Genomic DNA, 17,217 nt, shown 5'->3' with positions numbered 1-17,217 from the left:
GCCCTGGGCCCACTCCTCGGCCTTGGCCTGGGCCGCGTTGTCCTGGCGGAAGTCGCGATTGAAGTAGAAGTTACGCAGTTCCAGGCTGGCCTTGCTGTCCTTGATGAACTCGGCCTGGGCAATGCCGGGCAGGGTGATACTGGCGCCAATCGTGGCCAGGGCCACAGCTCGCGCAAGCGAGGTCTTGCTCATTGTTATTGTCTCCTCGTTGGATTGCAGGTCGGTCGGGTCGTCCTGTTACAACGAGGTGACTAAAGCATTTCGTTACAGATTCTGCAGTTAGACGATGGTCGGCCGCTCACTGGACCCACTGCGGGTAGTAGCCGAGCGCGTCCTGCACCTTGGCGTCGTGGGCCGGAACCACAGTGAGCCCGGGTTCGCGCTGGAGTAGATCGTGAACCTTCTGTAGCTGGGCGCGGGTGGCTGTGCGGTCGTTGTCGACCATTCTGCGGCTGACCCAGAACTTCTCCTTCGGCCCGGTGAAGCCTTCCAGGCGCCAGCTGGCATCGCCGGTGAAAAAGAATCGTCGCCCGTCGTCCAGGGTCAGGAACAGACCCACCGAACCGGGTGAATGGCCGTTCAGCGGCACCAGCACCAGACTACGGTCGCCGAACAGGTCGAGGCTCTCTTCGAAACCCATGAACGGAATGGGCAGGAAAGTGAAGGGGTGCCATTTGACACCGTGGGCGAACTGGCTGGGCAGTATTGCCGGCGGCGTCGCGATTTCGGTGAACTCGATCTCTTCATAAGGCGCCCAGGCCGGAACTTCGGGGAAGTCCGCCAGCGCCGAGGCGTGATCCCAGTGAGCGTGGCTCAGGACGATGCGGTCGATGCGGATGCCGTCCCGGTCGAGCTGGTCGCGGGCCGGGGTTACGCTGCCGTACTGCATCAATGGTTTGTTCCACCAGGGCATCTCCCGGCTGAACTGGCTATCCACCTGGCGCCCGAGGCCAGTATCGAACAGCAGGGTGGCGGCATGGTGCTGGATCAGCAGCGCGACATGGTTGGCCTTCACCTTCTCGGTCCACTTTCCGTCGGTCACGGTAAAGGCATCCAGGGTTTCGGTTTCAGAGGTCTTCACCAGGGCGAAGCGCAGGCCCTCTGCCTGGGCGAAGAAGCTGAACGTGCTGAGTAGGAGCAGCAGGACGTACGAACGCGGGGGCATGGATTCAGTTTCCTAGGGGCAGGAAAGGGGAGGGGCGTGGCGAGTCGAAGCTCAGCGGCAGGCGGCTTCGACGCAGGTGCCAGCGGCCTGGGGTCAGGGCCACCAGGCGCTCCGCGCCGGGCAGATCTGGCAGCTCGCCCGAGCCGGTCTGGTCCGGCCAGAGGATTTCCGCACGGGCTTCCAGGTGCAGCAGGTCACCGCTGTTGAAGTCGACCCAGAGCAGGCCGCATCGGGGCTCCAGCAGCAGGTTGCCGAGGGTATTGAACATCTGGTTGCCGCTGTAGTCCGGCAGCCAGAGGCGACCGTCATCACCCAACTGCGCGAAGCCCGGCGTACCGCCACGGTGGGAGATGTCGACGCCGCCGGTTTGCGGGTCCAGGTGTTGGCTGGCAATGAACAGGGTATCGCTGCCTTCCACCAGCCCCATCCAGCGCGGATCCAGACCATTGCCTTGTTCCAGGGGGCCTGCCGGGCGCGCTTCCCAGTGCCAATCGCGAGCCTGGATGTACTTTGGGCAATTGCCGAATGACTGTTGCACGGCGACGCTGAAGCCTTCTTGGTCGCTGTCTACCAGCGGGCCGTTCAGGCGATTGCGCCTCCGTGTCGGCAGTTCCAGGCCGAGCAGGCCCAGACGTGCGGCACCGTGCAGATTGGCGGTCAAAGGGTCGTCGGCTTCCGGGCGGGCGTTGATCCGCAGCAGGCTGGGCTCTGGCGAATGAGCAAAGCCCGGCTTGCCCCAGAGCACCGAGGCCTGCGGTTGGCCGTCGCTGTCCAGACTGCCGACCAGCATCCAGGGCAACTGGGCGAAAAACTGCCGATGCTGCTCCGGCATATGGTCGCGGATCATCCGGCTGCCCATCGCTTCCACCTGCTCGAGCACACCAATACGGCTCTGAATCGCTTGTTCGCCGGGGTGGAAAGGACTGTTCATGGTGACCTCCAGATCGCTTAGAAGTGGGGCAGCTCGACATAGCCGGGCAGGGCACGAATGCGCGCGAACCAAGTGTGCAGGTGCGGGTAGGGCGCCAGATCCAGGCCGCCCTCGTTGGCCATGGCCAGGTACGGGTAGACCGCTACGTCCGCGATGGTGGGTTGTTCGCCGACCAGCCATTCACGTTCGGCCAGATGCGCGTTTACCAGTTCCAGTGTCTGGCGGCCACGGGCCTGGGCGTCCTCCAGAACAACCGGGCGACCGAACTTCAGCCCGATTCGCGCCCTTGCTACGCCGTTGTGGATCTCGTTGGCTGTCAGGCTCAGCCAGCCGGCAATCTGGGACTGGACAACGGCGTCCAGCGGGTACCAGTGCGTATCCGCGTAGCGTCTCGCCAGATAGACCAGGATGGCCTGGGAATCGACCAGCGGCTGGCCGTCGTCTACCAGCACAGGAACCTGACCGCGTGGGTTGAGCGCGAGGAACTCGGCGCACTTCTGCGCGCCTTTGGGCAGGTCCACCGTCAGTAGTTCGGCCGACTGACCAATCAGGCCAAGGAACAGGCGGACCTTGTAGCAGTTGCCGGAGAGGTAGAAGTCGTGGAGTTGCATGACGAGTCCTTCGCGTTGGATTGTGAGCTGGAGAATAGACAGACAGGTCTGTATATTTCAAGCGCAAGTTTTGCGTTGCCCTGCGATTCCGTGCCCTGTGTGGTTTGAGCCGGCCAGGGCGGATGCGCATAATGCGTCGGTTCAGGAGGCTGCAATGGCATCGAGCAAACGCGATCAACTGGTCAACACCGCCCTCGCGCTCTTCTATCGCGAAGGCTTCCATGCCACCGGAATCGACCGCATCCTGGCTGAGTCCGGCGTGGCGAAGATGACCCTCTACAACCACTTCAAGTCCAAGGATGAGCTGATCATCGCCGCCTTGGAGTCCCGCTTCGCGCCTGCGGCCGAGCGTTTGGCTTGGGCGTTCGAGCACCTGCCACCGCGGGAAGCCATCCTGCGGGTGTTCGACGGACTGGCCGAGTGGCTCAGGCAGGAGGAATTCTGCGGCTGTGCCTTTATCAACGCCGCTGCCGAATTCCATGATCGAGAGCACCCGGTGCATCGCCTCGCCGCGTCCTACAAGATCGCCACGCAAAATTACTTCCGCGATGCCCTGGTACGCCTGGAGGCCGCCCAGCCTGATCGCCTGGCGCGTCAGTTGCAGTACTTGATGGAAGGGGCGATCAGCATGGCCCACATCCAGGGGCCGGGCGATCAGGCGCTGGAGGCCAAGGACGCTGCCAATGTGCTGCTTGAGGCGGCTGGTCTTTGATCAGTCGCTGCCTGTAAGCAGCAGGGCTTCACCGGCTTCTATGGCCTGCAGGCCACCGCAGATCAGCACCGCATCACCGTCCTGCAGCAGTGTCTCGTCGGCGGACTGCAAGGGCGCGCCAAGGCGACGTATGCCCTGCACTTCGAGACCCAGTTGTTCGAGACGCAGATCGCCCAGGGTGCGGCCGCACGCATAAGCGCCTTCGTTCAGGTTCACAGCATGCAGCAGCCGCCGCGGCTGTCCATGGGCATCCGCCAGATTGGCCTGGCCGCCCGGGTAGTAACCGTGGAGCAAGCGATAGCGGTTGCGTCGCACCGCCTCCATATGAGCTTCCACCCGGTTGCGGGGCAGGCCCAGCAGTACCAGGGCATGGGAGGCAAGCATCAGGCTGGACTCCATCACCTCCGGCACGACCTCGGTGGCTCCGGCCTCCTGAAGCCTGGCCAGGTGGCTGTCGTCGCGGGTACGTACAAGTATTGGCAAAGTAGGGTGCAGCTGGCGTGCGCTTTGAACCACCTTCAAGGCGATGTCGGCATCGTTCACTGCGACCACCAGCAGTCGCGCTCGCAGGGTGCCCACAGCTTCCAGTAGATCCGCCCGGCGGGAGTCGCCAAAGTGCACGTTGCGCTCGCCGGCAGCGGCTTCTTCAATCCGGACCGGATCGTCGTCCAGTGCGACAAAGGGAATTGCCTGTTGCTCCAGGATGCGCGCGATGGATTGGCCAACGCGGCCATAGCCGCAGATCACCGCATGGTCATTCAACGTTGTGCTGTGCGCCGCGATCGCTTCCAACTGGTCGGCGCCCCTCGCGCGTCGTTGCAGGTACGCCGCCAGCCTTGGGGCGGAGCGCAAGAGCGGCGGCGTCAGGACCATGGAACAGAAGATTGCGCTGAGCAACAGGCTGGCCTGCTGCCCGTCCAGGAGGCGGCCATGCTGCGCCTGGGTTACCAGGGCGAAGCAGAACTCACCGCCCTGTGCCAGTGCCACGCCGGTGCGCCAGGAGGTTTCGAGATCATTTCCCCGCAGCCTTGCCAGCAGGGCGATGACGCTGCCCTTTAACAGCAGCAGGGTGAGCGCGATGCCGGCAATCAACCCACCGTGCTCGGCGAACTGGTTCAGGTCGATGAGCATCCCCACGCTGACGAAGAACAATCCGAGGAGGATGTCGCGAAAGGGGCGGATATCGGCTTCCACCTGATGGCGATAATGGCTTTCGCCCAGGAGCATCCCCGCCAGGAAGGCGCCGAGCGCCATGGACAGGCCCAGCAGGTGGGTGATCCAGGCTGTCAGCAGCACGATGACCAGCGCCAGCATGACGAACAGTTCTGCCGAGTGGGCCTGGGCCACCTCGCGAAACAGCCGGGGCAGCAGCCAGCGACTGACCGCCAGCAGGCCAACGAACAGCAGCAACGTCTTGCCAAGGGTGGTGGCTACCGCCCAATACCAGGCGTCCTGCCGGTCACCGGTGAGGGCGGGCACCAGCGTAAGCAGGAGCACCGCAACGAGGTCCTGGAAAATCAGTACGCCGATGGCGTTCTGGCCATGAGGGGAAAACACTTCGCCCAGGCTGCCCAACTCTTTGCCGACAATCGCTGTCGACGAGAGCGCGAGGCCGGCACCTAACAGGCAGGCCACGCCAATATCCATTCCGATCCATAGCAGCAGGCCTGTCAGTGGCAAGCCGCAGGCCAGAACCTGCAGGCTGCCGAAACCGAAAACCACCCGGCGCAGGGCGATCATCTTCGGCAGCGAAAACTCCAGTCCCAGCGTGAACAGCAGGAACACCACTCCCATCTCCGCCAACTGAGGCAGGTTGTGGTCATAGTCGACCCAGCCGAAGGCTGAGGGGCCCAGCAGCAGACCCACGCAGAGGTAGCCCAGAACCGGGGGGAGCCGCAGGCGGTGGAATAACGCAATGACCAGTAGCGAGGTCGCCAGGATGATCAGCAGGTTGCCGGGCAAGAGTGCGGCCTCCGGAGCCTATGGGGACGCTTTCAGTTATAGCCCTTGGTGATGCGGGCGGGACGATTCCTCGAGTGAGCCGGCCGTCGCCTTCGATTCAAGTTTTGCAGGGCCCGGCCGCCACAGAGGGACACCGCTGACTCCGGATGCCCCGTCATGAATGCCCTGGCTTCTCTCGCTTCTTCCGCCCAACGTTCCGCGTTTCCCGGTCTTGCTTCCGCCTTCGCGCGCAAGCAGGTGGATGCGCAAGAGACCCTGGCCAACCGTCTCGGTGAGCGCCTGGGGTTGGAGCCGGGCGCCCTCAACGAAAAGGCGTCCAATTACACCCCGGAGAAAGTCGCGGACCGTGTGCTCGGTTTCATCGACCAGCGCCTGAGCAAAGAGAAGGCTGAAGGTGCAGACCCGGCCAAGCTGCAGGGCCTGCTCGATCAGGCGCGCGCCGGGATACAGAAGGGATTCGATGACGCGCGGAAGATTCTTGATGGGCTGGGTGTGCTCGGCGGCAAGGTGGCTGAGGACATCGACGACACCTTTGGCCGTATCCAGGACGGCCTGGATAAGCTGCAGAAGACCTACACCCAGCCCGTACAGGCCACCCAGGGGGACGGGGCCGTGGCGGTTGCCGGCTACAGCGAGCGTTTTGCTGCAAAGGCTGAAACCTTCGACCTGGAAGTGAAGACCCGCGACGGCGACAGGCTGCGTATCTCAATCGCCCAGGCGTCGGCCAGTTGGTCGCGCAGCAGTGTGGTGGCGGCGAGCGATGGCAAGAACGCCCTGGTGGCCGCCAGCAGCCAATCGTCCAGTCTGCAGATCGGTGCCTGGCAGATCGAAGTCGACGGGGAGCTGGACGACGAGGAAAAAGCCGCCTTGAGTGAACTGCTCGGCCAGGTCCAGGACATCTCCAGCAAGTTCTACTCCGGCGACTTGGCCGGCGCCTTCGACCGCGCCATGGCCCTGGACATGGACGGTGAGCAACTAGCCTCCATGTCGATGCGCCTCACCCAGACCAAGGTCATGCAGGCGACCGATGCCTATGGCGCCGTCGCCCAGCAGGGCGGCCAGGCGGCCAGCGCGGTCAATGGCAACCTCAAGGACTACGCCAATAGCCTGCTGGATGCCCTGCGCAGCGCCGGTGAGCTTGCGGACAATGGCCGCGACACCCTGGAACAATTGCTCAAGGGCAGTTTCGCTCTCGACGAACGTTTCGACCCAAGTCAGCTGGCCAAGGCCGAAGCCTTCAACAGTCGCCTGCTGGACGGCCTACAGCCCTTGCTGGACAAGGCTCAGGGTCAATCCACCGACGCCTGACGCGTGCTAGAATTCGCGCCTCGCTGATCTTCGAGGCGCGTCGCAATGCTTCCTGAATGCCAACTTTTCGGCACCCTCGGCTGCCACCTGTGCGAGGTGGCGGAAGGTGTGCTCATGCCCTTCGTCGAACGCGGACTGATGGTGGAGCTGGTGGACATTGCCGACCGCGAAGAGTGGGTCGAGTCCTACGGGCTGCGCATCCCAGTCCTGCGCCGCTGTGATACCGGACATGAGCTGGGCTGGCCTTTCGATGCGACGTCCGTGGCATCCTTCCTGTCCAGCTGAACGCTTCTTCACCTTTCGGGCAGCGTGAAGGGATGGGGCGGCGAGGTTCGGCCTTTGGGCTGGACGTTCACGACCCCACAGCGCTCAGCCGGGCCGCGGCGATCGAAAAGCAATAGCCCCGGCAGCACATGATGCTCCGGGGCTTTCTTGTATCCGCGGAGCGGGAGAAATCGCAGGCAATAAAAAACCCGCCGTTAAGGCGGGTTTTTCGGGATCTGGTCGGAGCGACTGGATTCGAACCAGCGACCTTCTCGTCCCGAACGAGACGCGCTACCAAGCTGCGCTACGCTCCGTTGTGTGGCGCGCATTCTACAGAAAAACTTTTGGCCTACAAGGGGTTAGCAGAAATTTTTTTAAATTTTTGCGCTGGGAATTGGCTGACGAGTGGAAGGCTAAGAACGGCGCGGGGTCGCCGGGGGAAGGCCCGCTTCGCGATGAAGGCGGAAGCGGGCCGGGCGAATCAGAGTTCCTTGATGGTACGGACCTGATCCTTGTTCACCTTGGCGCGTTTGCCATCCAGTTGTTCGAACTCGTAAAAGCCCGAATCTTCGTCGTAGTCGGGTTTGTCCACGGCCTGGATCTCGCGCCCGTCATTCAGGGTGATCACGGTCGGCGAGGAGCAGCCGGCCAGAGTGAAAAGGCCCATTGCGAGCAGGAAAGCGGGGACTATCCGCTGGTTCATCGTCATCTCCTTGATGGTTACGCGGGTTGTACGCAGCTTCTGACGAAGAACTTCCCGGCAAAGTTCCAGGAATCTGACTCAATCCTTCAGATCCAAACCGTCGAGCAGGTCGGGGGTGTTCAGGTTCGCCAGCCGTGGATCGCCCTCCGGGCAAACCACTTCGACGGGCGCCAACTGGCGAAGGATGCGCTGCGGGCTGCGCTCTCCGGCCTGCCAGCCGGCTTCCAGCAGCGGCAACACGGCGCGGGGCAGGACGCAGAATAGTGGCTCCCAGAATGCACCTTGGCGGACCATCACGGGGCGTTCGCAGGCCGCTTCGAGAAGGCTGGTGATCAGCGCCTCATCTACCCGTGGGGCATCGCAGGGGAGGATCAGTACATGCTCGTGGCGGGCTGCCGCAAGGCCCGCGCGGATGCCGGCCAGTGGTCCTTGGTGGTCGGGGCTATCGTCCTGCACCAGTTGGTCGGCCCAGGTGGCATAGCGCTCGGCGTTGCGGTTGCAGGAGATGATGAGGTCGTCCGTGAGGGGGCGCACCCGCTCATGCAACCAGGCGATCAGGGGGCGGCCCTGCCATTCCACCAACCCCTTGTCGCGACCACCCAGACGCTGACCACGGCCGCCGGAAAGCAGCAGTACGGAGAAGAGTGGTAAAGGCTTGTCGGACATGGCGCGGTCTCTCTGGCGGCGCTGTGATATAACACCGGGCATTCACTCCTACAACTGGAAGCCTGTCATGAGTCACAAGGCCGAGGCGGTATTCGTGCCGCTCAACATTGCCGTTCTTACTGTCAGTGATACCCGCAGCCTGGAGACCGATACCTCCGGTCAGCTCTTCGTCGATCGCCTCACCGTCGCCGGTCATAACCTGGCCGCGCGGGTGTTGCTGAAAGATGATCTGTACAAGATCCGCGCCCAGGTTGCCACCTGGATCGCCGACGACGCTGTGCAGGTGGTGTTGATCACTGGCGGTACCGGCTTTACCGGCCGCGACAGTACCCCCGAGGCGGTGGCCTGCCTGCTGGACAAGCAGGTAGACGGCTTCGGCGAGTACTTCCGGCAAATTTCCGTGGCGGACATCGGCACCTCCACCATGCAGTCCCGCGCACTGGCCGGCCTGGCCAACGGCACCCTTGTGTGCTGCCTGCCAGGTTCCACCAATGCCTGCCGCACTGCCTGGGACGGCATCCTTGCCGAGCAGTTGGACAACCGCCATCGCCCCTGCAATTTCGTACCGCACCTGACCCAGGCCAACGCCTGCGAGAGCCGCGGATGAGCGGTTGCGATCATCCCGGCCTGATGCCTGTCGAGGACGCCCTGGCGCGCCTGCTCGACTTGGCTGCGGCTGCGCCGATCGACGCGCGTGAAACCGTTGCATTGGCCGAGGCCGATGGCCGGGTGCTGGCTTTTCCACTCGTGGCGGGCCTCGACCTGCCGCCGTGGGACAACAGCGCCATGGACGGTTATGCCCTGCGCCTGGCCGACTGGCAGAGTGAGCCGCTGGTGGTGAGTCAGCGAATTCTCGCTGGCAGTGCGCCCGGACCGCTGCAACCGGGCACTTGCGCGCGAATCTTCACCGGTGCGCCGTTGCCTGCGGGTGCGGACCTGGTGGAGATGCAAGAGAACGCCGAAGTCCTGGCCGATGGCCGGGTGCGTTTCCTTGAGCCGCTGAAAGCTGGACAGAACGTCCGCCCCCGTGGCCAGGAAACCCGCACCGGCGAAACCGTGCTACCCGCCGGTACCCGTCTGGGGCCGATCGAGATGGGCCTGTGTGCTTCCCTGGGCGCCGCCGAGCTGGTGGTGCGCCGTCGTCCTGTCGTTGCTGTGATATCCACGGGTGACGAACTGGTACCGCCCGGCCAGCCCCTGGGGCCAGGGCAGATCTACAACAGCAACCGCAGTCTGCTGATTGCCTGGCTGAGGCGCTTGGGATGCGCGGTGGTGGATGCCGGCATCCTGGCCGACGACCTTCAGCTCACCCGAAAGGCGCTGGCGGACCTGGGCCAGGTGGACCTGATTCTCTCCACCGGCGGCGTTTCCGTGGGCGAGGCTGATTTCCTCGGCGCGGCGCTGCGTGAAGAGGGCGAGCTTTCGCTGTGGAAGCTGGCGATCAAACCGGGCAAGCCGCTGACCTTCGGGCACTTCCGCGGTGTGCCGGTGATTGGCCTGCCAGGCAATCCGGCTTCCACCTTGGTGACCTTCGGCCTGTTGGCGCGGCCCTACCTGTTGCGCCGCCTTGGCGTGGAAGAAGTTGAGCCGCTGGGCTTCGTTGTGCCGGCCGGTTTTACCTGGAAGAAGCCCGGCAACCGTCGCGAGTACCTGCGTGCACGGCTGGAGAACGGCCGCGCGGTGATCTACCCGAACCAGAGTTCCGGCGTGCTGCGCAGCGCGGCCTGGGCTGAGGGGCTGGTGGAGGTGCTGGAAGGCACCACCTTGGCCGAGGGTGATACCTTGCGGTTCATTCCACTGAGCGAGTTGCAGGCCTGACAACCGGGCCTCGGTACAGGTTACGTGTTGCAGTCAGCTGCATGGCCCGTAGGCTGGCTTGCCTGCGAATGGCGCTGGAAAGCCAGCTCCTACAAGGCTCTTGGCTGGATGGTAAATCTCTCGCAACAGCTAACGCAGACATAGCCAATTCATTCGCCAAGCAGGCCGAAGGTCTGACCTTCAGTTGTTTGGGGCCGCTTCGCGTCCCAGGGCGAATGAATTCGTCCCTGCAGGGTTTCTGCCTTCAGCCCTGACGTTTCGCCTCGCGGTACTCCCCCGGCGTCTGCCCCGTCCAGGCTTTGAAGCTGCGGTGGAAGGATCGCGATTCGGTGAAGCCCAGGTAGCAGGCGATGTCCTGGATCGGCAGGTCGCTGCGCAGCAGGTAGTGCTCGGCCAGGTCGCGGCGCAGTTCATCGAGTATTTGTTGGTAGCTGGTGCCGGCTTGCTGCAGGTGGCGCTGCAGGGTGCGCACCGTCATGTGGAACTTCTCCGCCACGCGTTCCTTGCGTGGCAGACCGTCCTTGAGCAGTAGGCGCAAGGCGTTCTTCACCCGTTGCGGCAGCGGCTCGTCGTTATCCAGCCCCGCCATCAGTGCCAGGGCGTGCTCCTCCAGGGTGCGCAGCAGGTTGGCATCCGCCTGGCGCAATGGCACTGCCAGGTATTCGAAGGGAACCAGCAGGGCGTTGCAGGGCTGCTCGAAGCGTACCGGGCAACCGAAGACCTCTTCGTAGTCTTCGACTCGAGTCGCTTCTGGCTGGACGTGTTCAAACCAGACCTCCTTCGGTGAGCGCTGCATATCGGCGATCCAGCGGGCATAAAGCAGCCAGGAGGCGAGTACGTTTTCCACCATGTGGCGACGGATCGCCGGGTCCTGGTGGCGGCAGGTCCAGATCATTCGCACCAGCTCGCCTTCGGCCTCCATGCGGCTCACGCCCATGTCCCCCACCAGCTTCTCGTAGGGCGCAATGCGGCTCATGGCTTCGCCCAGGGTGGCGCAGTTCATGGTGATGTAGCCCAGCACGCTCCAGGAGCCGGGCTGCACGTAACGCGCCGAATGCAGGCCGAAGAGGGCGTCGCCGGATTCGCGAATCAAGTAGCCCAGCAGCCGCTCGTGGATTTCACTGGGCAGGCGCCGGCCGTTGTCCGCGAGGTCCTCCGGACGAATGCCCGCCGCGGCGAGCGTGGAAGCCTGATCCAGGCCAAGCTGTTCCGCATGGCGCAGGTACTTGAGAAGGGCGGGAACCGAGGTATAGCCGAGGGCGTGCATGCGTTTTCTTGTTATGTCCTGATTGGCGATGGCCACTGTCCCGATTCGACAGTGACGTCTTTGGGCGGCTGGCTAGTATAGGCAGCCATCGAAATCCTCCGAAACAACCCGAACAAGGAGAATGGCATGCGACGCTGGAACGGCTGGGGCGATGAGGCGACGGTGGTGGAACTGCCCGCCAATGGAGCGGCTTTCCTGGCCGAGCGCATCGGTGAAGGTCAGCCCCTGCCTGATGCCAGTCTGGAGCAGGTATTGGCCCGCGTGCCGGCCTCCCGCCTGGACGCCCACCCGCTGATCAGCCTGGATGCCGAAACACGCGTCCGTCACGCCCGTGGCCAGAGCCTGCCGGACTGGCTGGCCATGCGCGAAGGCGACTTCGGTCAGTTTCCCGATGGCGTGGCTTTTCCAGAGACTCCGGAGCAGATCCGCCAGTTGCTGGCCCTGAGCGTCGAGCGCGACTTGGTGGTGATTCCTTATGGCGGTGGCACTTCGGTAGCCGGCCACATCAATCCCCAGGCCAGTGCTCGGCCGGTGCTTACGCTTTCCCTGGAGCGCATGAGCCGCCTGCTGGAGCTGGACGAGGAAAGCCAGATCGCCACCTTCGGCCCCGGTGCCAGTGGCCCGCAGGTGGAGAGCCAGCTTCGTGCTCGTGGCTATACCCTCGGCCATTTCCCGCAGTCGTGGGAGCTGTCCACCCTTGGCGGCTGGGTCGCCAGTCGCTCCAGTGGCCAGCAGTCCCTGCGCTATGGGCGCATCGAGCAGCTCTTTGCCGGCGGCACCCTGGAAACCTTTGCCGGTCCCATGGAGATGCCGACCTTCCCGGCGTCGGCTGCGGGGCCGGACCTGCGCGAGCTGGTGCTTGGCTCGGAAGGACGCTTCGGGGTGATTTCCGAAGTGCGCGTGCGGGTGACCCGATTGGCCGAGCGGGAGTCCTTCTACGCGGTCTTCCTGCCCAGTTGGAGCCAGGCGCTCAAGGGGATTCGCAGCCTGGCCCAGGCGCGGGTGCCGCTGTCCATGTTGCGCCTGTCCAATGCCATCGAGACCGAGACGCAACTGGCCCTGGCCGGGCATCCGGGGCAGATTGCCCTGCTGGAAAAGTACCTGGCCCTGCGCGGCGCCGGGGCGGGCAAGTGCATGCTGACCTTCGGCGTGACCGGCAATCGCGTGCAGAACGCCGCGTCGCTGAAGCAGGCAAAGAGACTGCTGAAGGGCTTCGGTGGCGTGTTTACCGGCACCTTGCTGGGCAAGAAATGGGAGCACAACCGCTTCCGTTTCCCGTACTTGCGCCACGCCCTCTGGAGCGCCGGCTATGTGGTGGACACGCTGGAAACCGCGACCGACTGGGTCAATGTCGACAGCCTGCTCGGCAAGATCGAGAACAGCTTGCGCAACGGTTTGAGCGACAAGGGTGAGCGGGTGCATGTGTTCACTCACCTGTCCCACGTGTACGGCGAGGGTTCGAGCATCTACACCACCTACGTCTACCGTCCCGGGGGCAGCTACGCCGAAGCCTTGGCACGCTGGAGCAAGCTGAAGCACGCGGCCAGTGATGTGATTGCGCAGAATCGCGGCACCATCAGCCACCAGCATGGCGTCGGTCGCGACCACGCACCCTGGCTGCCGGTAGAGAAGGGCCCGCTGGGCATGGCTGCCCTGCGTACCTTGGCTGTGCATTTCGACCCCGAGGGCCGTCTCGCCCCGGGTGTGCTGCTTGAGGATTGAGCATGGGCGTCTGGAACGCCGAGTGGCGCACGGCTGCGTTGCCGGAACTGGCCAGCCGCGACTGGGACCTGATCGTGGTCGGCGGCGGTATCTGCGGCGCGGGCATCCTGCGGGAGGCGGCGCGCCGAGGCTGGAAATGCTTGTTGCTGGAGCAGCGCGACTTCGCCTGGGGCACGTCCAGTCGCTCGTCGAAAATGGTCCATGGCGGTCTGCGCTACATCGCCAAGGGGCAGTTCGGCCTGACCCGTGCCTCCGTGCGTGAACGCCAGCGCCTGTTGGCCGAGGCGCCGGGGCTGGTGGAGCCGCTGAGCTTCGTCATGCCTCATCGGGGCGGTTTCCCGGGGCCGAAGGTGTTCGGCGGTCTGCTGGCGGTTTATGACGCCCTGGCAGGACGACGCAACCACCTCTACTACCCGCTGCAGCAGTTGCGCTACCTGGTGCCAGGCCTGAGTGAAGGCGGCCTGCAAGGCGGCACCCGATTCTTCGATGCCGTGACGGACGATGCCCGTTTGGTGATGCGGGTGCTGGGCGAAGCCCGCAATGATGGCGGCGAGGCGTTGAATGGTGTGCGCGTCGTGACATTGCAGCGGGAACAGGGCCGGGTGACTGGCCTTGAGGCCGAGGACCTGGAGAGTGGTCAACGCTTTACGTTCCGCACTCGCGCCGTCGCCCAGGCGACCGGTGCCTGGGCGGATCGCCTGCGTGACACCCAGGGTACGGAGCATATCCGCCCCCTGCGGGGCAGCCATCTGCTGCTACCGGGTTGGCGTTTGCCTCTGGCCCACGCGATCAGTTTCATGCATCCGGCGGATGGGCGCCCGGTGTTCGTCTTCCCCTGGGAGGGGGCGACAGTGATCGGTACCACTGACCTCGACCATGGGGATGGGTTGGACCAGGATGCGCGCATCAGTGAAACGGAAGTGGACTATCTGCTGCAGGCTTGTGCGCTGCAGTTCCCTGCATCCGGGATTGGCCGGCGCGATGTACTGTCCACCTGGGCGGGCGTGCGGCCGGTGGTGAGCGATGGTGAGGCGCGGCTGAAACCTTCGGATGAGAAGCGTGAGCATGTCCTCTGGATCGAGCCCGGCTGTGTGACCCTGGCCGGCGGCAAGCTGACCACTTTTCGCCTTCTGGCGCTGGAGGTGCTGCGTACCTGCGCAGGCTTTGTCGGTCGCGCCCTGGAGGAGGGAGATGGCCCGGTATTCCGGCGCTGTGCGGAACCTCTAGTCCCCGCCCTGTCGCCCGCCCAGCGTCTGCGCCTGGTGGGCCGCCATGGGCGCGGCTTAGCGGAGCTGGTGCGTTGGGTCGAGCTGCTGGGTAATGAACGCGTCGGCGCCACCGATACCCTATGGGCCGAGCTGGCCTGGGCGGCTGAGGGTGAACTGGTGCTGCACCTGGATGATCTGCTGCTGCGCCGGACCCGCCTCGGCCTGCTGCTGGCGGAGGGAGCTCGTGCCGAGCTGCCGCGAGTACGCGCGCTGTGCCAGCCGCTGTTGGGCTGGGACGATGCTCGCTGGGTGCGGGAGGAGGCCGATTACCTGGCCCTCTGGCGGCGCTGCTACAGCCTGCCTGAATAACAAGAACAAGGACGCATCGTGAGCGAGAAGAGTTATCTGCTGGCCATCGACAACGGCACCCAGAGCATACGGGCCCTGTTGTTCGACCTGGAAGGCAACCTGGTGGGCAAGGGCAAGGTGCCGCTCGAGGCCTATTACTCCAGCCAGCCCGGCTGGGCCGAGCAGGACCCGGAGTACTACTGGAGCAGCCTGGGCGAAGCTTGCCGGCTGCTGTGGGAATCGGTGGACATCGACCGCAGCCTGATCCGTGGTGTCTCGCTGACCACCCAGCGCGGCACAGTCATCAACGTCGACGAACAGGGTCGACCGCTGCGCCCGGCCATTCTCTGGCTGGATCAACGCCAGGCAGAGGTGCAGGGGCGCATCAAGGGGCCCTGGGGCTGGCTGTTCAAGGCCATTGGCCTGGAGGGCACGGTGGACTATTTCCGCGCCCAGGCCGAAGCCAACTGGGTAGCGCAGAACCAGCCTGAGGTCTGGGCAAGAACCCACAAGGTCCTGCTGCTTTCAGGTTTTCTCAGCCATCGGCTGTGCGGGCGCTTCGTCGATTCGGTGGCCTGCCAGGTGGCCTATCTGCCATTCGACTACAAGCGCCTGCAGTGGGCCGCGCCACGGGATTGGAAATGGCAGTCGATGCCGGTGCGTCGCGAACAGTTGCCCGAGCTGTTCAAGCCGGGACAGCGTCTGGGGAGCATCACGGCCGATGCCAGTCGCCACACCGGCATTCCGGAAGGGCTACCGCTGATTGCCGCGGGGGCCGACAAGGCCTGCGAAGTAATCGGTGCCGGCGGGGTGGAGCCGAGCGTCGCCTGCCTGTCCTATGGCACCACCGCCACCATCAATACGACGCGGCGCAAGTACCTGGAAACCATTCCGCTGATACCGCCGTATCCGGCGGCCATTCCCGATCACTTCAACACCGAAGTGATGATTTATCGCGGCTTTTGGATGGTCAGCTGGTTCAAGCAGGAGTTCGGCCTGCGCGAGATGCAGCGGGCCAAGGAGCTGGGCGTGGAGCCCGAGGTGCTGTTCGACGAGTTGGTCAACAGCGTGCCACCCGGCTCCATGGGACTGATGCTGCAGCCCTACTGGTCCCCCGGCATCCGTGAGCCGGGTCTGGAAGCCAAGGGTTCGATCATCGGTTTCGGCGATGTACACACCCGCGCGCATATCTATCGCGCCATCCTCGAAGGGCTGGCCTATGCCCTGCGCCAGGGCAAGGAACAGATCGAGAGGCGTTCTGGTACGGGGATCACGCGTTTGCGGGTGTCGGGCGGTGGCTCACAGAGCGATGCGGCCATGCAACTGACCGCTGATATCTTCGGTCTGCCGGCGGAGCGGCCCCATGTCTACGAAACCTCCGGCCTGGGAGCGGCCATCGATTGCGCGGTGGGTCTGGGCCTGCATCCAGACTTCACTACGGCGATCCGCGCCATGACGCGGGTGGGGCAGGTTTTCCAGCCCGATCCGCAGGCGCAGCGCACCTACGAGCGGTTGTATCGGGAGGTTTACCAGGGAATGTACAAGCAGTTGAGGCCGCTGTACCGGAAGATCCGGGATATCACCGGTTATCCGGCATAGGAGCGGGCTTGCTCGCGAAAGGCGCCGCTTGGTGCGTCTTCGCGAGCCAGCTCGCTCCTGCATGAGCCCGCGTCAGGCCACATCCACGAGGACGATTTCGCTGTCCTCGCTGGCGGTGAAGCTGAGCACCTCCACATCGCGTACCGCCACGCCGTCGCGGGCTTCGGCGGCGACGCCGTTCACCTCGTAGCGACCCTTGGCGGCCACCAGATAGGCCTGGCGGCCTTTCTCCAGACGGTACTCGGCGCTCTGTCCAGTCTTGAGTGTGGCGGCTGCAAGCCGGGCATTGGCGCGGATATGCAGCGCGTCGCCACCTTCATCGATACCGCTGGCCAGGGTCACGAAGCTGCCGGCACGCTCGCCCTTCGGGAACGGACGGGCACCCCAGGAGGGGGCGGCGCCGTATTCGGTTGGCATGATCCAGATCTGGAAGATTTTGGTGGTTTCGTCTTCCAGGTTGTACTCGCTGTGGGCGATACCGGTGCCCGCACTCATCACCTGCACGTCGCCGGCCTCGGTACGGCCTTTGTTGCCCAGGTTGTCCTGGTGGGTAATGGCACCTTCGCGGACGTAGGTGATGATCTCCATATCCTGGTGCGGGTGCGGCGGGAAGCCGGAGTGGGGGGCGATTTCATCGTCGTTCCAAACGCGCAGCTGGCCCCAGTTCATTCGCTGGCTGTCGTAGTAGCTGGCGAAGGAAAAGTGATGTCGAGCATTGAGCCAGCCGTGGTGAGCACCACCCAGTTCGGCGAAGGGGCGTACTTCGATCATGTTCGAGTCTCCTGTCTGCTCGCGGAGGGGGTTCTCCGGGAGGAATGGGCGGCATGATCAATCATCATATAACGCTATAAAAGCGCAAATTATGCGCTTTTCATATCTATAAAGTTGATTGTTTGTCCGTCCAGTAGACTGCCGATGACGCCTTCGGTGGGG

Annotated in this window: 17 protein-coding genes and 1 tRNA gene; 8 read left to right on the top strand and 10 right to left on the bottom strand. The window is 64.1% G+C overall.

What is annotated here, in order from left to right; genetic code table 11:
- From AAHM40_RS21215 to AAHM40_RS21200, 4 genes are all read right to left on the bottom strand, one after another.
- The coding region (locus AAHM40_RS21215; RefSeq protein ID WP_342246415.1) for an OprD family outer membrane porin at positions 1–192 on the bottom strand (192 nt) is incomplete at its 3' end.
- A 106-nt stretch (positions 193–298) separates the two neighbouring features.
- Entirely contained in the window at positions 299–1,165 is an 867-nt protein-coding gene (locus tag AAHM40_RS21210) for an MBL fold metallo-hydrolase (protein ID WP_342246414.1), read from the bottom strand.
- Between the two features lie 4 nt (positions 1,166–1,169).
- Positions 1,170–2,096 carry a pyridoxamine 5'-phosphate oxidase family protein gene (locus AAHM40_RS21205; RefSeq protein ID WP_342246413.1) on the bottom strand — a complete coding sequence of 309 codons (927 nt, stop codon included), beginning with the start codon at positions 2,094–2,096 and terminating at the stop codon, positions 1,170–1,172.
- Positions 2,097–2,113: 17 nt separating this feature from the next.
- Positions 2,114–2,707, bottom strand: a complete 594-nt coding sequence (locus AAHM40_RS21200) for a glutathione S-transferase family protein (protein WP_342246412.1) — start codon at positions 2,705–2,707, stop codon at positions 2,114–2,116.
- A 154-nt stretch (positions 2,708–2,861) separates the two neighbouring features.
- Here AAHM40_RS21200 and AAHM40_RS21195 point away from each other — a divergent pair, with 154 nt between their 5' ends.
- A complete protein-coding gene (locus AAHM40_RS21195; RefSeq protein WP_342246411.1) occupies positions 2,862–3,419 on the top strand; it encodes a TetR/AcrR family transcriptional regulator in 558 nt (185 codons plus the stop codon).
- On the opposite strand, the gene AAHM40_RS21190 is transcribed toward AAHM40_RS21195, so the two are convergent.
- Positions 3,420–5,381, bottom strand: coding sequence for a monovalent cation:proton antiporter-2 (CPA2) family protein (locus AAHM40_RS21190; protein WP_342246410.1), 1,962 nt, complete (start codon positions 5,379–5,381; stop codon positions 3,420–3,422).
- Between the two features lie 156 nt (positions 5,382–5,537).
- Here AAHM40_RS21190 and AAHM40_RS21185 point away from each other — a divergent pair, with 156 nt between their 5' ends.
- Positions 5,538–6,689, top strand: coding sequence for a DUF5610 domain-containing protein (locus AAHM40_RS21185; protein WP_342246409.1), 1,152 nt, complete (start codon positions 5,538–5,540; stop codon positions 6,687–6,689).
- A 45-nt stretch (positions 6,690–6,734) separates the two neighbouring features.
- Positions 6,735–6,974, top strand: coding sequence for a glutaredoxin family protein (locus AAHM40_RS21180; RefSeq protein WP_028629503.1), 240 nt, complete (start codon positions 6,735–6,737; stop codon positions 6,972–6,974).
- A gap of 216 nt (positions 6,975–7,190) precedes the next feature.
- Here AAHM40_RS21180 and AAHM40_RS21175 read toward each other — a convergent pair.
- The 3 genes from AAHM40_RS21175 to mobA form a co-directional block, all read right to left on the bottom strand.
- Positions 7,191–7,267: transfer RNA gene (locus AAHM40_RS21175), tRNA-Pro, on the bottom strand.
- A gap of 167 nt (positions 7,268–7,434) precedes the next feature.
- Positions 7,435–7,656 (bottom strand): YgdI/YgdR family lipoprotein, encoded by a 222-nt coding sequence (locus AAHM40_RS21170; RefSeq protein ID WP_342246408.1) that lies wholly within the window; start codon positions 7,654–7,656, stop codon positions 7,435–7,437.
- Positions 7,657–7,734: 78 nt separating this feature from the next.
- Positions 7,735–8,322 carry a molybdenum cofactor guanylyltransferase MobA gene (mobA, locus tag AAHM40_RS21165; RefSeq protein ID WP_342246407.1) on the bottom strand — a complete coding sequence of 196 codons (588 nt, stop codon included), beginning with the start codon at positions 8,320–8,322 and terminating at the stop codon, positions 7,735–7,737.
- Positions 8,323–8,389: 67 nt separating this feature from the next.
- On the opposite strand from mobA, the gene moaB reads away from it, so the two are divergent.
- The gene (moaB, locus tag AAHM40_RS21160; RefSeq protein ID WP_028629500.1) at positions 8,390–8,929 is read left to right on the top strand and encodes a molybdenum cofactor biosynthesis protein B; all 540 of its coding nucleotides are present in this window, start codon (positions 8,390–8,392) and stop codon (positions 8,927–8,929) included.
- Positions 8,926–10,140 carry a molybdopterin molybdotransferase MoeA gene (locus tag AAHM40_RS21155; protein WP_342246406.1) on the top strand — a complete coding sequence of 405 codons (1,215 nt, stop codon included), beginning with the start codon at positions 8,926–8,928 and terminating at the stop codon, positions 10,138–10,140. The genes moaB and AAHM40_RS21155 overlap by 4 nt, the downstream gene beginning before the upstream one ends.
- A 244-nt stretch (positions 10,141–10,384) precedes the next feature.
- On the opposite strand, the gene gliR is transcribed toward AAHM40_RS21155, so the two are convergent.
- Entirely contained in the window at positions 10,385–11,407 is a 1,023-nt protein-coding gene (gliR, locus tag AAHM40_RS21150) for an AraC family transcriptional regulator GliR (protein ID WP_342246405.1), read from the bottom strand.
- A gap of 126 nt (positions 11,408–11,533) precedes the next feature.
- Here gliR and AAHM40_RS21145 point away from each other — a divergent pair, with 126 nt between their 5' ends.
- From AAHM40_RS21145 to AAHM40_RS21135, 3 genes are read left to right on the top strand one after another with little or no spacing between them, the layout of a single operon-like run.
- A complete protein-coding gene (locus AAHM40_RS21145) occupies positions 11,534–13,129 on the top strand; it encodes an FAD-binding oxidoreductase (RefSeq protein ID WP_342246404.1) in 1,596 nt (531 codons plus the stop codon).
- Positions 13,130–13,131: 2 nt separating this feature from the next.
- Complete coding sequence (locus AAHM40_RS21140; protein ID WP_342246403.1) at positions 13,132–14,706, top strand: glycerol-3-phosphate dehydrogenase/oxidase; 1,575 nt, start codon at positions 13,132–13,134, stop codon at positions 14,704–14,706.
- 18 nt (positions 14,707–14,724) lie between these two features.
- The gene (locus tag AAHM40_RS21135; protein WP_342246402.1) at positions 14,725–16,284 is read left to right on the top strand and encodes an FGGY-family carbohydrate kinase; all 1,560 of its coding nucleotides are present in this window, start codon (positions 14,725–14,727) and stop codon (positions 16,282–16,284) included.
- Positions 16,285–16,356: 72 nt separating this feature from the next.
- Here the strand turns inward: AAHM40_RS21135 and AAHM40_RS21130 are convergent, their stop codons facing one another.
- On the bottom strand, positions 16,357–17,055 hold the full coding sequence (locus tag AAHM40_RS21130) for a pirin family protein (protein ID WP_342246401.1): 699 nt from the start codon (positions 17,053–17,055) through the stop codon (positions 16,357–16,359).
- Between the last annotated feature and the right edge of the window lie 162 nt (positions 17,056–17,217).

This window comes from Pseudomonas sp. OTU5201, assembly GCF_038440135.1.
GTDB lineage: Bacteria > Pseudomonadota > Gammaproteobacteria > Pseudomonadales > Pseudomonadaceae > Metapseudomonas > Metapseudomonas resinovorans.
This window is presented reverse-complemented; position numbering and strand designations above follow the sequence as displayed.

Bases quoted from the DNA above. Each gene is read 5' to 3' on its own strand.
- AAHM40_RS21140 (WP_342246403.1), top strand. From the start codon at position 13,132: ATGGGCGTCTGGAACGCCGAGTGGCGCACGGCTGCGTTGCCGGAACTG.
- AAHM40_RS21170 (WP_342246408.1), bottom strand. From the start codon at position 7,656: ATGAACCAGCGGATAGTCCCCGCTTTCCTGCTCGCAATGGGCCTTTTC.
- gliR (WP_342246405.1), bottom strand. From the start codon at position 11,407: ATGCACGCCCTCGGCTATACCTCGGTTCCCGCCCTTCTCAAGTACCTG.
- mobA (WP_342246407.1), bottom strand. From the start codon at position 8,322: ATGTCCGACAAGCCTTTACCACTCTTCTCCGTACTGCTGCTTTCCGGC.
- AAHM40_RS21200 (WP_342246412.1), bottom strand. From the start codon at position 2,707: ATGCAACTCCACGACTTCTACCTCTCCGGCAACTGCTACAAGGTCCGC.
- AAHM40_RS21205 (WP_342246413.1), bottom strand. From the start codon at position 2,096: ATGAACAGTCCTTTCCACCCCGGCGAACAAGCGATTCAGAGCCGTATT.
- AAHM40_RS21185 (WP_342246409.1), top strand. From the start codon at position 5,538: ATGAATGCCCTGGCTTCTCTCGCTTCTTCCGCCCAACGTTCCGCGTTT.
- AAHM40_RS21130 (WP_342246401.1), bottom strand. From the start codon at position 17,055: ATGATCGAAGTACGCCCCTTCGCCGAACTGGGTGGTGCTCACCACGGC.
- AAHM40_RS21155 (WP_342246406.1), top strand. From the start codon at position 8,926: ATGAGCGGTTGCGATCATCCCGGCCTGATGCCTGTCGAGGACGCCCTG.
- AAHM40_RS21210 (WP_342246414.1), bottom strand. From the start codon at position 1,165: ATGCCCCCGCGTTCGTACGTCCTGCTGCTCCTACTCAGCACGTTCAGC.
- moaB (WP_028629500.1), top strand. From the start codon at position 8,390: ATGAGTCACAAGGCCGAGGCGGTATTCGTGCCGCTCAACATTGCCGTT.
- AAHM40_RS21195 (WP_342246411.1), top strand. From the start codon at position 2,862: ATGGCATCGAGCAAACGCGATCAACTGGTCAACACCGCCCTCGCGCTC.
- AAHM40_RS21180 (WP_028629503.1), top strand. From the start codon at position 6,735: ATGCTTCCTGAATGCCAACTTTTCGGCACCCTCGGCTGCCACCTGTGC.
- AAHM40_RS21145 (WP_342246404.1), top strand. From the start codon at position 11,534: ATGCGACGCTGGAACGGCTGGGGCGATGAGGCGACGGTGGTGGAACTG.